We start from the raw sequence: 15,724 nt of genomic DNA on the forward strand, positions 1-15,724 counted from the left end.
GCTTAGTTCTCCTCACCTGTTGGCTCTTTATAATCCGCAACCGCTTGAACTTCTGGGTGGGTTTGAGGCAACCAAGCCACAGGACGATCGGTATCCAATTCAAAGTTAGAAATCGCATCCTTGACTAAACGCGCATCCACTTCGCCTTCATCGGCTAATTTTTTCAATGTTGCAACCACAATATGCGCTGCATCGACACCAAAGAAACTACGCAGATTGCCACGCGTATCAGAACGACCATAGCCATCTGTACCTAAAGTCACATATGGACGGTTGTCTGGAAGATAGGCACGGATTTGTTCACTATAGGCACGCATATGATCCGTTGCAGAAACCACGATACCATCGGTACTACGCAATTGCTGAGAGACCCAACCTTCTTGTGCTTCTTCCGCCAATGGATGTAGACGGTTGTATTCTTCAACAGCCATACCATCGCGTGCAAGCTCGTTGTAGCTGGTTACACTCCAGACATTAGAATGGATTTGGTATTCATCACGCAGGATTTTTCCAGCTTTAATCACTTCACGGAGAATCACACCTGAACCCAATAATTGAACAGTGGCTTTTTCATCTTCTTCAAGCAGGTACATACCACGTTTAATGCCTTCCTCAACACCTTGTGGCATTGCTGGATGCTCGTAGTTTTCGTTCATTACAGTCAAATAATAGAACACACGTTCCTGATTCACATACATGCGTTGTAAACCGTCATGTACAATCACAGCAAGCTCATAACCAAAGCATGGGTCATACGCCACACAGTTTGGAATGGTGCCGGCAAGAAGGTGTGAGTGACCATCCTGATGCTGCAAACCTTCACCATTTAATGTGGTACGGCCTGCTGTTGCACCCAGCAAGAAGCCCTGTGCCTGAGCATCACCTGCAGCCCATGCAATGTCGCCAATACGCTGAAAACCAAACATCGAGTAGTACATGTACATGGGAATCATCGGCAAGTTATTGGTTGAATAACTGGTTGCCAACGCAGCCCAAGCACTCATCGCACCGGCTTCGTTAATCCCTTCTTGCAACATGTGACCATCTTTGGCTTCACGATAGTTCATCAGCTGTTCTTGGTCTTCAGGGGTGTATTTCTGACCATGTGCAGCATAAATACCCAACTGACGGAACATGCCTTCCAGACCAAAAGTACGCGCTTCATCCGGAACAATCGGCACGACGCGATCTTTAATGGCTTTTTCTTTTAACAATGCAGAAATTAAACGCACCATCACCATAGTGGTGGATTGCTGCTTGCCATTGGAACCTTTTAACACTGCATCAAAGACCGACAAATCAGGGATGGGCAATGAGTCACTTTCTTTACGACGTGCAGGTAAATAGCCACCCAACGCTTCACGACGTGCCTTCATGTATTTCAATTCAGGTGAGTTTTCACTTGGACGATAGAATGGCACTTCTTCAAGCTGTTCATCGGTGAATGGAAGATTGAAACGATTACGAACATATTTCAATGATTCAAGCTGCATCTTTTTGATCTGATGCGTTTTGTTCACTGCTTCGATTTCTTCAGATAAACCATAACCTTTAACAGTTTTCGCCAAAATTACGGTTGGCTGACCTGTAGACTTCATTGCTTCTGCGTAGGCAGCATAAACTTTGTAAGGGTCATGACCACCGCGGTTTAAGTTATCGATGTCTTCATCACTTAAACCTTTTACCAGCTCTTCTGCTTCTGGATATTTACCAAAGAAGTGTGCACGGGTATATGCACCCCCTTTGACCTGGTAACGTTGATAATCACCATCAACCGCTTCTTCCATAATCGCTTTTAAAGCGCCTGATTCATCTTTATCAAGCAGTGGATCCCAATGACGACCCCAAACTACTTTAATGACACGCCAGCCTGCACCACGGAATAGTGATTCAAGTTCTTGAATAATTTTACCATTACCACGAACCGGACCATCCAGACGCTGTAAGTTACAGTTCACCACCCACACCAGGTTATCGAGCTTCTCACGACCTGCAAGAGAAATCGCACCGGTACTTTCTGGCTCGTCCATCTCGCCATCGCCAAGGTATGCCCAGACTTTACGGTCTTCTTCTTTAATCAGGCTACGGTTCATCAAATATTTTTGAATGTGTGCCTGATAGATCGACATGATTGGACCCAGACCCATCGAAACAGTTGGGAACTGCCAATAGTCCGGCATCAAGTAAGGATGCGGGTAACTTGGAAGACCATTACCATTCACTTCACGACGGAAGTTACTCAGTTGCTCTTCGGTTAAACGGCCTTCAAGGTATGAACGTGCATAAACACCCGGTGCACAGTGACCTTGATAATAGATCATGTCACCACCGAAATGGTCATTGCCTGCACGAAAGAAATGGTTAAAACCGACATCATACAAAGTTGCCGAAGAGGCAAAGCTGGCCAAGTGCCCACCGAGATCATCACCGGTTTTATTGGCACGCAGTACCATCGCCAAAGCATTCCAGCGAATCAAGGCGCGGATGCGACGTTCCATGTCTTGGTCACCCGGCATGGCTGGGGTTTCTTCAACTGAAATGGTGTTGAGATAAGGAGTATTTAGACGCTGAATGGGAACATGAGTAGCAATTGCGCGCTGGTAGAGTTTTTCGAGTAAAAATGCCGCTCGCTCCGTTCCCATGTGTTGTAAAACCGAGTCGAAAGCATCTTGCCATTCTTGGGTTTCTTGCGCGTCAGTATCACCATAAAACGCCATATTCCACCTATTCCTTGAGCCTATTTATATTCTCTATATGTACCATACTTTAGAAGGCTTCAGTTATTGCCACAGCTGAATACGGAATAGCACTATTATTTAGATAATAAATACCCACTGACTATTCTTTACGCAATAAAACAAAAAACCGCCAATAAAGGCGGTTTTTTATACAATAAGTATTCGTTACAGTGATAATATAAAACTTAAAAGCTATAGCGGCTTTTTAATCTACTCTTTAAATGAATTACCACACTCTTTAACTATCGTTACAACTCTTAAATTAAAACCGACAGAATGGGTTTTAAAAAGTGTTCATAATGAGTTTTATGGCAACATGGCCAAATATGCTGATGGATTCTTACGCTGACCATCTTTAACTACTTCGTAATGTAAATGCGGACCGGTACAACGACCAGTACAACCTACGTTGGCAATATGTTCACCTGCTTGTACCTGATCACCAACACGGGCAATTAAACGAGATGCATGTGCGTAACGCGTTAAATACCCATTGCCATGGTTAATTTCAACGTATTGACCATAACCGGTGCCCCAGCCTGATTTAGTAACGACACCCGGGCCAGTTGCGTAAATAGCAGTACCACTTGGTGCAGACATATCTAAACCTGAATGGTTTTCTGCGCGACCACCCATGGTACGACCACCATAAGTTGAACTAACACGTTTCATGTCAGGAAGTGGATGAGCTACCAACCAAGAGTAAGCATTGTTAGAATAGCTTTTTGAAGTACTTGAACCGTATTTTTTCGCGAGCGATTCATTGTTTAATTCAACAGTTTTTTCACGTAATTTAACGCTCATTTTGGTTTCAGCAGGAATATCAATATCATTTGATTCTGCATAAGAACCTTGAGCCAAAGTACGGGTCAATTGTTCAATACGATCGGTGGATACGTCAGAATTTAGCTCGACCAAATCAGCAAAAGCTACAGATGCAGCAGACGCTGCCAATGAAAACGCTAATAAAATACGTCTCGTATGCATAAAAAACCTCTTTTAACTGTTCTTAGTTAATGTCCTTGCGTGATCTCTTCCTTGATATCTACTGAAAGGAACGCATAAGATTAAGACACAAATATGTAGGAACAATGTATGTCTGAACCGCTAAAGCTCTTCCAACAAACAAGAAAACACTTAAAAACAGGAAACTTTACGTTTCTCTCTACACAAGTTGCTGCTTGGCAGAAACTTACAAAACTTATTCAACCAATATTACCCCAACCAGAGCAATGGCAAGTTGTATGTTATGAAAATGGCATTTTGACCATTACCGGTGCAAATCAAGCCATGATTAGTCAACTGGCATATCTTCAAAAGCAATATATTGTTCAATTGTCACAATTGTCCGAATTTAAAGATTTGCAGAAACTGCAAGTTCGTTTAAGAATTCAAACACAACAACCACTCAAGCCTGAGTCGCTGACCAGATCCCTTAGTCCAGATACCCAAGATTTAATTCGTGGGGCTGCTGACTTTGTGAGCGACCCTAAGCTTAGCCAAGCAATGCTACGTTTGGCAAGCAATAAAAAGTAACTGGTATTTTGATGTCTTTGAAATTAGTCATAAATTCTGTGACCGGTTTAACAGTCAGCTTTGTTATATTATAACCCAGGCATTAAAAGACAATGACTTATGTCACACCCACATAAGAAATAGGGCATTTGGTTTCGTCATCAAATGTTACAATTTCGTAACTACTTGGATCACTCTTAACATTACGTAATAATTGATTATTTAATGCATGTCCTGACTTATAGCCATCAAACTTTGCAATAATTTGATGCCCCAGCAAGTATAAATCACCCACGGCATCTAAAATTTTATGCCGTACGAATTCATCCGAGAAGCGAAGCCCTTCCTCATTCACTACACCTGTTTCATCTACCCCAATCGCATTTTCCAGACTCGCGCCCAATGCCAAATTGTTGGCTTTCAGATAGTCTAAATCTTTCATGAAGCCGAAAGTACGCGCTCCACTCACTTCATAAACGAAGGTTTCAGTAGAAAAATCGATAGTTGCAGACTGGTATTCTTTTTTAAAGGCAGGATGATCAAAATCGATGGTGAAGTTAAGTTGAAAACCCTGATAGGGATGAAATATTGCACGCTTATCATCAATCAGGGCTTGCACAGGTTTTAAAATTTTGATGAATTTTTTCGGCGCATTCTGTTCAGCCAAACCACCTTGCATCAATAAATAGATAAACGGGCCTGCACTACCATCCATAATTGGTACTTCAGAAGCAGAGACTTCGATAATCAGGTTATCGATACCCAATCCCGCAATCGCACTCATTACGTGTTCAATGGTACCGACTTTGGCATTTTCCTGAACCAGATTCGAGCACATAAATGCTTCTTGAATCAGCATTGCATCGGCTTGAATATTTACCGGTGGATTTAAATCAATACGTCGAAACACAATTCCCCCGTCTACATGGTGCGGCACAAAGTTAATTAAGACTTTTTGCCCACTATGAAGACCGATACCGCTCGCTTTCACGACACGTTGTAGGGTTCGCTGTTTCAACATTTTTCTATCATCTGCTCATAAAACCGATATACGTTAGCATATTTAGCCATTGATAAAAAACAAAAAGGTCGTATAGCTACGACCTTTTTTAAATTTGTAAACTAAAACTAAAACTATTAGTTTATTTACGTTGCTGATTTTTCAAGTAATCTTGAATGCTCATTGGGGTTGGACGTGTAGCCCCTACTGCTGGAGCCGGTGCTGTACCCGCATCATTGTTTTGACGCTGAATTGCAGGTACATCATCATCTTCCACCACAGTATGATTCGCCGCAGCAGCTGGACGTGTTGCCGACTGTGAAGATGGACGTTTGACTGTATCCGCTGAATCCGCTGAATTACGGGTTAGTCCCGTTGCAATCACAGTTACACTCAGTTCATCGCGTGCATCTGGATCAAATACAGTTCCGTAGAATACTTGCCCTTCATCCAAATCGACAATTTGATTGACAACATCGGTAATTTCTTCAATTTCACCGAAAGTCACATCATCGCCACCGGTCACGTTAATCAAAATACCTTTGGCATTCATGATAGTCACGTTATCCAGCAATGGACTACGAATCGCTTGTTCAGCCGCTTGACGTGCACGGTTTTCACCACGACCTGAACCCACACCCATCATGGCATAACCACGCGTACTCATGGCAGTCTTCAAATCGGCGAAGTCAAGGTTGATATGCCCTGGACGAACCACAAGATCAAAAATACTACGTACTGCATTGAGCAAAACGTCATCTGCTTTTTTGTACGCGTCTTTCATTGAAATATCGCGGAATACTTTAAGCAAACGCTGGTTGGGAATAATGATTAAAGAATCAACATGTGCTTCTAAAGCTTCAATCCCTTTTTCAGCAGATTGCTGACGACGTTTCCCTTCGAAATTGAAAGGTGTAGTCACCACGCCGACGGTCAAAATCCCCATTTCTTTGGCGATTTCAGCAACCACAGGTGCCGCACCAGTACCAGTACCGCCACCCATACCGGCAGTCACAAACACCATGTCTGTACCTTCAAGGTGTTGACGAATGATTTCACGACTTTCTTCAGCAGCAGTTTGCCCCACTTGAGGATTTGCCCCAGCACCCAAACCGCGTGTGCTTTGCTCGCCTAACTGGATTTTGAATTGAGCATTCATCCGATCCAAAGCTTGTTTGTCCGTATTGGCACAAACAAATTTTACACCCTGAATATCTGACTCAAGCATATGTTGTACAGCATTACCACCAGCACCACCTACACCAAACACAGTGAAACGGGCTTGACCGTTGCTATCGTTTTGATCATCTTCTAAAAATTCAAATGAGGCCATGACCTTTGGATTTCCTAATTCGTAATTGGCAGTCACTTAAGCCCGTATACTGCCTTGATCTTAATAAAAAATTGTGTTTTAGGATGCTGTTCAACGACACGCTTGTCAAGTACAAGCCGTTAGACGTACAACTTCCTAACAATATTCCCAATAAATTCAACTTAAAATATCGATTTTAACTGATTATTTAATGCCGACCATGCTCGACCTACTCGCTTAAAAACAGACAGTTTTCCAGGATCTGTAGATTCTACAATGGTATCTTGCGTGTCACTTTGGCTGAACATCAATAATCCGGCAGCTGTTGCATATTGCGAACGGCGCAAAGCAGCCTGATTTTGCTCTTCAGCATATACCTGTACCGGTGGATTTCCTAAATGCGCTGAAACACCCAACATTTGACGTGCCAGATTTACCATTCCTTCGATTTGGCTTGCATCCCCTGTCAGTACCACACCATGATATAAACCATGAATTGCGCCATTGCGTTGTAGCTCGTGATGAACTTGCGTCAAAATTTCTTCATAACGCGCAATAATAATTTCTGCCAACTCAATGCGACTGATGGTTTGTGGACCCTCGATCCCCTGAAATTGAATCATATGATCGGGTTTCACCACTTTCAGGTCAACACAACCATACAATAACTTGATTCGTTCCGCTTCTTCCGTCGTGGTTTGCAGTACTGCAGCAATATCACGCGTAACATGCTCACCACCACGTTGCAAAGTATGCGTCAATGCAAGGCGACCATCTAGATAGACCGCAATATTGGTGGTACCCGCACCAATATCCACCAAGCATGCACCATACTCTTTTTCATCTTTAAGCAGACTTGCTTCAGCAGTTGCCAAACAAGACACCACCATTTTTTCGACACCGATATTGGCACCTTTAAGCGCACGATCCAGATTCTGCATGGTACTGATCGGCAGCATCATCAACTGATAATGCCCTATCATACTGTGGGCAGACATGCGAATCGGATTTTGTACCCATTCTGCCGAATCATCCAATTCAAAGCCCAACGGTACTGCACTGACCAAATAGTGGTCTGAAGTCAAATGACTGGCTTTGGCCAACTCTAGCGCACGCACAACCTCACTGGTTGTAATAGTATGTTCACTATTTTCAATGGGTGTACGGCCTGATGCATAAAAGCTTTTTAATTCTGCGCTTGGAATGGAAATCCAAGCGGAATGCACCCGGCATTCAGCCATGTCTTCTGCTTCTTGTACGGCATTTTTAATTGCAGTGATGACTTTATCGAGACTTACAATTTTTCCTTTATTCATGCCTCGGTTACGAGCTGTTGCCATCCCTATCACTTGGATATTGTCTGGCGCATGTACCTTACCAATCAAAACTGAAACTTTGTGTGTCCCAATGTCAATCGCAACAACCGAGGGAACAGCTTCATTCATTATCTACTACCATCATCACATGTTTGGTTAATTTATGGCCATAAGCCTCTATTTTATATCAAGCCGCTCAATTATGGCTTTACCATTCTTGCATCTGCAATGCTTGTGTCATTAATCGTTACAACAAAATGACTATTTACAATATTAGGTGGTGCTGAATTCTTCCATTGTATCGCCAATCCATTTCGATAACGTAAATCAATTGATGAGATTTTAGACCAAACTGGTTTTAAATCACTTTGTGCCAGATGACTCAAGCGTTGAAGTTTACTCATGGTCTGGTCTTGATCCACAATCACACGTAAACCCGAATCAAACTGCATAAACCACGTCATACGTTCTGTTAAATATAATTCTTTTAAACGAACATTGACCGGCAGGAATAACTGGTTAATTTCATTGTAGCGGCGCATCATCATTTTGGATTGAGACGTTGGACCGTGTAGCAAGGGTAATTTTTGATTATTTTGCGGAATTACTTGTGCAAAAATATCACCACTATCACTCAACAGTCGCCCAGTCCCCCAACGGGCAATGGGATGACGCGGCATCACTCTGACCCGAATTGAATTCGGCCATGCACGTGAGACCACCACACGATCTACCCAAGACAACTCTAGCGCCTGATCTCGAATTTGTTCTAAATCAGCGGTAAAATAATTTGCTGTTACCGCCGGGCTAACATGCTTCATGACCTGACTGTTTTCAGCGTCGGAACGCGTACCCACAACATTGAGTTCCGCGACATGTGCATCGGTCATGACTGTATATAAACCATAGACTCCTACAGCCAATACCATGAGTGCAATCAGCAACAATAACCAGCCACCGGCATTCGCAAGCTTTTCCTTACGGGTTGGGGGCTTGTCATGTATTGAGGTAATTGCTGCTCGTTTACGGCGCATTGAAGCAGGAAGTTGAGCCATAGTTTAGTGAGCCGCACCTGTCAAAGTTTGTTCCAAAATGGCAACGCAAAGCTCATCAAAGCTATATCCCACCGCTTGTGCAGCTTTAGGCACCAATGAATGACTGGTCATGCCTGGAACAGTGTTGACTTCCAACAACCAGAAATTGCCGTGTTCATCCTGCATCGCATCAATACGGCCCCAGCCACTTGCACCCACGGCTTGGAAAGCACGTAAAGACAAGGTTTGTAAACGTTTTTCTTCATCTTCGCTTAGACCACAAGGAATACCGTATTGCACATCGTTACGGTTATATTTGGTCTCATAATCGTAGAAAGCCACATCTTTTGGCGGCTCAAGACGAATTACAGGAAGCGCCTGACCATTTAGAATCACAATGGTAAACTCACGGCCGCTAATCCATTTTTCAGCCATTACCACTGCATCATGTTCAGTCGCTTTTTCAATCGCGATTGCAAAGTCTTCAATACGCTCAACTTTGCTCATACCGATACTTGAACCTTCATGTACCGGTTTGATAATGAATGGTAAACCAATACTGTCGACGACAGCATTCAAATCAGAATCTTTAGTCACAATACGATACGGTGCCGTCGGCAGTTCAGAACCTTGCCAAACCTGCTTGGTTTTGACTTTATCCATACCGATGGCTGAGCCTTGCACACCAGTACCGGTATAAGGCACATTCAACCATTCTAATGCCCCTTGAATTTGACCATCTTCTCCACCGCGACCATGCAACACAATAAATGCACGATCATAGTTGAGCAGTTCAGTCACGCTACGTTCTTGCGGATCAAAAGCTTCTGCATTTACACCCAAGCGGAGCAATGCTTCAAGTACAGCCCTACCACTATCTAGAGAAACCTCGCGCTCAGCCGATTTACCACCAAGCAACACGGCAACTTTGCCGAATTCTGAAGCATTTGCCACGTTTATATCCTTAAACTTTATAACTGAACGATCAAATTCAAAACCACATAAAGTGATTATTTTAAATACAATTTATTTTGTGCAAGCTCAATCGAGATCGCACCCACATTACCTGCGCCTTGGGTTAATAACAAGTCATTTGCTTTTAACACTTTTTGTACCGCATTTTTTAAATTGCCTTGCACAGGATCAATCAAAATCGGTTCAACATCGCCACGTAAGCGAATGCTACGCGCCAAGCTACGACTATCCGCGCCCACAATTGGTTTTTCACCGGCAGGATACACTTCAAGCAGCAGTAATTGATCGACTTGTGACAATACATCTACGAAGTCATCGAAGCAGTCACGGGTACGACTAAAACGGTGCGGCTGGAACATCATCACCAAACGACGGTCTGGATGGCTTTGACGCGCAGCTTTGATGGTTGCTTCGACTTCTTTAGGATGGTGACCATAGTCATCCACCAGTTTTACGTTCCCACCTTCCAGTTCAAATTCACCTTGTACCTGAAAGCGGCGACCGACTCCGCTAAAGCCTTCCAACGCACGGCAAATTGCCGCATCAGAAACACCTTCATCCGTTGACACACCAATGGCAGCCAAGGCATTGAGTACGTTATGCAGACCCGGCTGGTTCACCGTCACACGTAAGGGCTCACGATCTTTACGCAATACGGTAAAGTGCGTGCGCATGCCATCTGGATCTACATCGACCGCACGGATGTCGTTATCTTCGTTAAAACCATAGGTTAAAAGCGGACGACCAATACGCGGCATAATCTCGCGGACATTGGCATCATCGCCACAAACCACAGCTAAACCATAGAATGGAAGTTTTTGTAAGAACTGTACAAAAGTATCTTTAAGCACATCAAAACTACCGCCATAGGTATCCATATGATCGGCATCGATATTGGTCACAATTGCCGCCATCGGATGCAAATGCAAGAAAGTCGCATCAGATTCATCCGCTTCAGCCACAATATAACGGCTCGCACCGAGTGCGGCATTTACGCCCGTACGATTCAGCAAACCACCGATCACGTAGGTCGGATCCATGTTTTCTTCCGCTAACATACAAGTGATGAGACTTGTAGTGGTGGTTTTGCCATGAGTACCTGCAACGGCAATACCATGACGGTAACGCATCAACTCACCCAGCATTTCAGCACGACGCACTACGGGAATGCGGGTTTCAATCGCTGCCTTGATTTCCGGGTTTTCTGGATCAATCGCTGTAGATACGACCAGCACATTGGCATCTTTAATATTTGCAGCCGCATGACCGATATAAACTTTGATGCCGTTTTCTTCAAGCTGTGCAGTGGTTTTAGAGGCTTTGATGTCCGAACCCGAAATTTTATAGCCCTGGTTTTTCAGCACTTCCGCGATGCCACACATACCGGCACCACCAATTCCTACAAAATGAATGTGTTTGATACGGCGCATTTCCGGCACTTTAATTAACTTTTTCGCTTGCTCAGCAGGAGTAGATGAAGACATATATCACTCTAATTTACAATTCTTGAATTAAACGAACCACATGCTGGGTTGCATCAGGTTGTGCTTTTTGACGAGCTTTGACTGCCATTTCTGACAGCAATTGGCGATTCATCAGGGGGGTTAGCAATTCTTTTAAATGATCCACAGTCATACTGGCTTGCGGACAAATTTTCGCAGCATTGATATTCGCAAGGAATTTGGCATTTGCAGTTTGATGATCATCCACTGCACTTGGCAGGGGTACAAAAACCGCAGCCACACCCGCAGTTGCTATTTCGGTCACTGTTAACGCACCCGCGCGGCAAATAATTAAATCTGCATCCGAATAGGCTTTGGCCATATCTTCAATAAACGGCTGCACTTCAACCTGCAAGGTTGCAGGTGCATCACGATAACGTGCTTGCGTTGCATGCTGATGCTTTTGACCACATTGATGAAATACCTGCATGGGTATATTGAGTTGCTTCAATGCTTCCGGCACACGTTCATTCAATGCTTGCGCACCTAATGAACCACCGACAATTAAAATCTGTAAAGGCTGTGCTGCTTTTTCACGTTCTTGATAACGCCAAGACGGATTTAAAATTTCTGTAATTTCTTTGCGTACCGGATTACCGGTCGTCACTATTTTTTTACTTGCAACAAAAGTATCTGGAAAAGCCTGACACACGGTTTTAGCAATACGGGATAACTGGGTATTGGTAAACCCTGCAATCGCATTTTGCTCATGGATAATGACAGGAATACCCAAGGCACGCGCAGCCAGACCGCCCGGTCCTGCCACATAACCGCCAAAACCGGCAACAGCATCAATATTGAGCTGTTTCATATAGCGCATGGCACTTAAGGTTGCTTTTAAAATTTTAAAAGGTGCCAATAATTTACGCACCACACCATTGCCACGCACACCTTGAATATCAATTTGATAAATTGGGATATTGTGATTTTTTAACAGCCGATTTTCCATGCCTGCAGGCGTTGCCAGCCAAGACACCTGTATCCCTTGTTGCTGTAATTCTTTAGCAACAGCGAGCGCTGGAAAAACATGTCCGCCCGTACCTGCGGCCATCATCATGACATGTTTGGGCTTTGTTTGCGTTGCTTCAGTCACAGTCTAATTCTTCAATTCTAAAATAAGGATAACGAAATACGATTTTAAGCGATCAATTGTAATCACAAACACATAACCGTGAAAGGTTATTTACTTTTTTTCACGAAGCGCTTCATTGTTTTTTTCTACCGATTTAAAAGTTTAAACTAGTTTTATTATTAATCGAGGAAAAATATACAATTTAATGCATTTTTTATCCAATTTCGTGACTTTGTTTTTGATCAGCTGATCAATTTAATCCGCTTTTGCCCCACAAGTTTCGATAAAAAAGAGCCCGGATTGGACTCTTTTCAAGAAAAAGAATTTAAGCTTTCAAGCCGGCTTCTAAAACATCAAATAAATCATCTGCAATTGATGTTCCGAATTGATCATCAATTTCACGGATACAAGTAGGACTGGTAACATTAATTTCTGTCACGTAATTGCCAATCACATCCAATCCTACAAAAACCAGACCTTTTTCACGTAAGTAAGGGCCGACTTTTGCAGCAATCGCTTTATCATTTTCACTTAAGGGACGGGCTTGACCCAAACCACCTGCCGCCAAGTTGCCACGTACTTCACCATTTTGTGGAATACGCGCTAAACAATAAGGTACCGGTTCACCATTAATCATCAAAATACGTTTATCACCTTCGACAATTTCTGGAATATAGCGCTGTGCCATAATTGGCTGGTTACCGTTATTGGTTAGCATTTCAATGGTAGAACCAATATTTATACCATCTTGATATAAGCGGAAAATGCCCGTACCGCCCATCCCATCGAGGGGTTTCACAATCACATCCACTTGTTCTTTTAGGAATTCACGGATCAGACCTTCATTTGAGCTTACCAAAGTCGGTACCTGAAGTTCAGGGAACTGGGTAGCAAAGAGTTTTTCATTACAGTCACGCAGGCTTTGCGGCTTGTTAATAATCCACGCCCCTTCACGCTCTGCCTGTTCCAAAATATAAGTGGTATAGACAAAGTTCATGTCAAACGGTGGGTCTTTACGCATTAACACCACGTCATAGTCGGCAATCGATTCTTTTTTCTTTTCACCCAGTTCATAGTAATGGTTATAGTCTTCAAATACTTTTAATGCTGAAATTAAACCGAATGCCTTACCGTGTTCGATATAGAGATCTTGCTGTAACGCATAACCCAACTCGTGTCCACGACGGCTGGCTGCCCAAAGCATCGCCATAGAAGAATCTTTTTTCAGGTTTACATTTTCGATGGGATCCATCACAACAAGTACGCGCATATCGATCTGCTCATATATTTTTAAATTGAGAAAAGTATAACGGAGTTTAATCTTTCTTTTTTCTCAATTTTGGTAAACCTTTTATAGGATTGTATAAAACACTTTCAGGAACAGCTGATGCAACAGGCAATTATTGGTTTTCATTTGGATAAAGAAAATGACTGGGTGGCAGATTTGGCCTGTGGTCATGGACAGCATGTTCGACATAATCCGCCGTGGCAAAACCGTCCTTGGGTGATGACTGAACAAGGACGGCAAGAGAAAGTAGGTTTAATGTTGGAATGTAAAAAGTGTGATGAACAAAGCGAGTAGCTTTTATCATCTATCAATCTGTGTGCAGTGGGCTATTCATGCCTAATATATAAGTATAGCAACCCTTTAAAGAATCAGAAGATGCCAAATTTATTGGCAAAATTTTCAAACACTCTTACTGAAAATACCTTATCGATTGTTTATCGTACTTATCTAATCTCTAATTATTGTTTTATAAATTTGATGAGCTCACATAAAGGATCAGCATTTTTAATTTATATAATGCTAACCCTTTTACGTTCATTTTTGATTATTTTAAAATCTGGCTAAGAAAAAACTCTCATGCTAAATCCACTGCATAACCATCAAGCTGAGCTATATAAAATATACCCGCTTTCCTGAAGTGAAAATGAATTATGCATATTCCCATAAAACAAAAATAAATTACTGAACCACCTCAAACTTCTTCTTAATTAAATTGAGCTTAATGGGCTAGATTTTTAAAAATAAGCTTAAGATTCTCTAACATTTTCTCAATTTGTAAGGGAGTTAACCCGTCAAAAGATGGTTCCAAAACGATATGACTAAGGTCATTAATTTTTTGGCTCATTTGCTGTCCTTTTTCGGTTAATAAAACCCGGGTAATTCGACCATCATCTTCGCAACAGTAGGTATCTACCAATCCTTCATCTTTTAAACGATAAACGATTTTGGTGGTCGTCGACATTTTAGAAATGACCATTTCTGACAACTCAGATACGCTTGCATTATTTTTAGATTTTAAAGCCAGTAAAATACGACGGCGAGAATTATCTAAACCATATTTCTTTAATGCATGATCAACATTCTGTATATATTGAGCATGCACTTGAGTGATCCAGTAATATGGAGAATTTTCCAAATTAAAATCTGCGGCAGCAGATAAAAACTTATTGAACCTTTTTGTCATGACTTTATCTCTCTCATTTATTATAGCCATTTAAATTGTTTAAAAAATTTACACCCATTAGTGACTGCTCTATTTATTAAATGAACTTGGTCTTACTAATTTCGCTATACAATCTGTTTTTTTAAAGATTGACTCTCTAATTCTTCCTTTGCTTTCTATGAGCTGGATTTATAAAAAGAATTAGAGAGCCAAGTACCATATAACGTCCTCTTTTGTATTTATTTATTGTTATTGTGCAAGCAGATTAAATCACTTTAATGGTTAAATGATCTATCACAAAAAATACCAAACTATCTACCCAAATGTATGAAAATGTGACATGATTAACATTATTTTCCAGATAAAAATCATCTATTTCACTGCGTCTCAACTTAATGGAACAGCTTTAAATTCTTGTAATAAATATTTTTAATTTAGATAAATTCTCATGCATAAAATTATGGGGTTAAAAAATAATAGGAAAAGTCGTCTATTTATATTTTTATATAAGGTGCATTTTGTTTAATTTATGAAATAGCAGTTTATTTTATAAGGATCATTTTATTTAATATTTCTAAAAAATAATTTTTTACTTTAACCCCATTCAGGGTCTTTACCGGGAGTCGAGAATACTTCTTCACTTAATGGCTATTCTGAAATAGACCTCTATGTTCAATGCTTAATTTTTCTCTCCAACTGGTGAACCGATTAAAAAATTGTTTAAATTCTGCAGATTGAAGTATCAACAAAAAATTAAAGCTCAATATCTTCTATAACTAGAGACAAACACACTCTCAATATTGCGAATAC

At 41.7% G+C, this 15,724-nt stretch carries 13 protein-coding genes; 2 read left to right on the forward strand and 11 right to left on the reverse strand.

Going from position 1 to position 15,724, the window contains the following annotated elements:
• Positions 1 to 2 precede the first annotated feature (2 nt).
• Together aceE and E0H80_RS12005 are read right to left on the reverse strand one after the other, a co-directional pair.
• Positions 3 to 2,717: a pyruvate dehydrogenase (acetyl-transferring), homodimeric type gene (gene aceE / locus E0H80_RS12000; protein WP_131366139.1), complete on the reverse strand. Its 2,715-nt coding sequence runs from the start codon at positions 2,715 to 2,717 to the stop codon at positions 3 to 5.
• Between the two features lie 327 nt (positions 2,718 to 3,044).
• Positions 3,045 to 3,725: a M23 family metallopeptidase gene (locus tag E0H80_RS12005; RefSeq protein WP_131366141.1), complete on the reverse strand. Its 681-nt coding sequence runs from the start codon at positions 3,723 to 3,725 to the stop codon at positions 3,045 to 3,047.
• A gap of 108 nt (positions 3,726 to 3,833) precedes the next feature.
• On the opposite strand from E0H80_RS12005, the gene E0H80_RS12010 reads away from it, so the two are divergent.
• Positions 3,834 to 4,274 carry a DUF721 domain-containing protein gene (locus E0H80_RS12010; RefSeq protein WP_131366143.1) on the forward strand — a complete coding sequence of 147 codons (441 nt, stop codon included), beginning with the start codon at positions 3,834 to 3,836 and terminating at the stop codon, positions 4,272 to 4,274.
• 97 nt (positions 4,275 to 4,371) lie between these two features.
• Here E0H80_RS12010 and lpxC read toward each other — a convergent pair whose 3' ends face one another.
• From lpxC to gshB, 8 genes are all read right to left on the reverse strand, one after another.
• Positions 4,372 to 5,274: a UDP-3-O-acyl-N-acetylglucosamine deacetylase gene (lpxC, locus tag E0H80_RS12015; RefSeq protein ID WP_131366145.1), complete on the reverse strand. Its 903-nt coding sequence runs from the start codon at positions 5,272 to 5,274 to the stop codon at positions 4,372 to 4,374.
• Positions 5,275 to 5,395: 121 nt separating this feature from the next.
• On the reverse strand, positions 5,396 to 6,586 hold the full coding sequence (gene ftsZ, locus E0H80_RS12020; RefSeq protein ID WP_131366149.1) for a cell division protein FtsZ: 1,191 nt from the start codon (positions 6,584 to 6,586) through the stop codon (positions 5,396 to 5,398).
• A gap of 161 nt (positions 6,587 to 6,747) precedes the next feature.
• A complete protein-coding gene (ftsA, locus tag E0H80_RS12025; RefSeq protein WP_067869262.1) occupies positions 6,748 to 8,010 on the reverse strand; it encodes a cell division protein FtsA in 1,263 nt (420 codons plus the stop codon).
• Between the two features lie 71 nt (positions 8,011 to 8,081).
• The gene (locus E0H80_RS12030) at positions 8,082 to 8,936 is read right to left on the reverse strand and encodes a cell division protein FtsQ/DivIB (RefSeq protein WP_131366151.1); all 855 of its coding nucleotides are present in this window, start codon (positions 8,934 to 8,936) and stop codon (positions 8,082 to 8,084) included.
• 3 nt (positions 8,937 to 8,939) lie between these two features.
• Positions 8,940 to 9,869, reverse strand: coding sequence for a D-alanine--D-alanine ligase (locus tag E0H80_RS12035; protein WP_131366153.1), 930 nt, complete (start codon positions 9,867 to 9,869; stop codon positions 8,940 to 8,942).
• Positions 9,870 to 9,925: 56 nt separating this feature from the next.
• Complete coding sequence (gene murC / locus E0H80_RS12040; protein WP_131366155.1) at positions 9,926 to 11,374, reverse strand: UDP-N-acetylmuramate--L-alanine ligase; 1,449 nt, start codon at positions 11,372 to 11,374, stop codon at positions 9,926 to 9,928.
• A 13-nt stretch (positions 11,375 to 11,387) separates the two neighbouring features.
• Positions 11,388 to 12,485, reverse strand: a complete 1,098-nt coding sequence (gene murG / locus E0H80_RS12045; protein ID WP_131366157.1) for an undecaprenyldiphospho-muramoylpentapeptide beta-N-acetylglucosaminyltransferase — start codon at positions 12,483 to 12,485, stop codon at positions 11,388 to 11,390.
• Positions 12,486 to 12,789: 304 nt separating this feature from the next.
• Positions 12,790 to 13,734: a glutathione synthase gene (gene gshB / locus E0H80_RS12050; RefSeq protein WP_067869248.1), complete on the reverse strand. Its 945-nt coding sequence runs from the start codon at positions 13,732 to 13,734 to the stop codon at positions 12,790 to 12,792.
• Between the two features lie 117 nt (positions 13,735 to 13,851).
• Here gshB and E0H80_RS12055 point away from each other — a divergent pair, with 117 nt between their 5' ends.
• On the forward strand, positions 13,852 to 14,046 hold the full coding sequence (locus tag E0H80_RS12055; RefSeq protein WP_131366159.1) for a DUF3565 domain-containing protein: 195 nt from the start codon (positions 13,852 to 13,854) through the stop codon (positions 14,044 to 14,046).
• A gap of 424 nt (positions 14,047 to 14,470) precedes the next feature.
• Here E0H80_RS12055 and E0H80_RS12060 read toward each other — a convergent pair whose 3' ends face one another.
• Positions 14,471 to 14,935, reverse strand: a complete 465-nt coding sequence (locus tag E0H80_RS12060) for a MarR family winged helix-turn-helix transcriptional regulator (protein ID WP_067869243.1) — start codon at positions 14,933 to 14,935, stop codon at positions 14,471 to 14,473.
• Positions 14,936 to 15,724 lie beyond the last annotated feature (789 nt).

It is taken from the genome of Acinetobacter sp. ANC 4779 (genome assembly GCF_004331055.1).
Lineage (GTDB): Bacteria > Pseudomonadota > Gammaproteobacteria > Pseudomonadales > Moraxellaceae > Acinetobacter.

Excerpts from the sequence above, each read along its gene's own strand:
- E0H80_RS12055 (WP_131366159.1), top strand. The coding sequence starts at position 13,852 with ATGCAACAGGCAATTATTGGTTTTCATTTGGATAAAGAAAATGACTGG.
- aceE (WP_131366139.1), bottom strand. The coding sequence starts at position 2,717 with ATGGCGTTTTATGGTGATACTGACGCGCAAGAAACCCAAGAATGGCAA.
- E0H80_RS12010 (WP_131366143.1), top strand. The coding sequence starts at position 3,834 with ATGTCTGAACCGCTAAAGCTCTTCCAACAAACAAGAAAACACTTAAAA.
- E0H80_RS12005 (WP_131366141.1), bottom strand. The coding sequence starts at position 3,725 with ATGCATACGAGACGTATTTTATTAGCGTTTTCATTGGCAGCGTCTGCT.
- E0H80_RS12030 (WP_131366151.1), bottom strand. The coding sequence starts at position 8,936 with ATGGCTCAACTTCCTGCTTCAATGCGCCGTAAACGAGCAGCAATTACC.
- E0H80_RS12060 (WP_067869243.1), bottom strand. The coding sequence starts at position 14,935 with ATGACAAAAAGGTTCAATAAGTTTTTATCTGCTGCCGCAGATTTTAAT.
- ftsA (WP_067869262.1), bottom strand. The coding sequence starts at position 8,010 with ATGAATGAAGCTGTTCCCTCGGTTGTTGCGATTGACATTGGGACACAC.
- lpxC (WP_131366145.1), bottom strand. The coding sequence starts at position 5,274 with ATGTTGAAACAGCGAACCCTACAACGTGTCGTGAAAGCGAGCGGTATC.
- murC (WP_131366155.1), bottom strand. The coding sequence starts at position 11,374 with ATGTCTTCATCTACTCCTGCTGAGCAAGCGAAAAAGTTAATTAAAGTG.
- ftsZ (WP_131366149.1), bottom strand. The coding sequence starts at position 6,586 with ATGGCCTCATTTGAATTTTTAGAAGATGATCAAAACGATAGCAACGGT.
- gshB (WP_067869248.1), bottom strand. The coding sequence starts at position 13,734 with ATGCGCGTACTTGTTGTGATGGATCCCATCGAAAATGTAAACCTGAAA.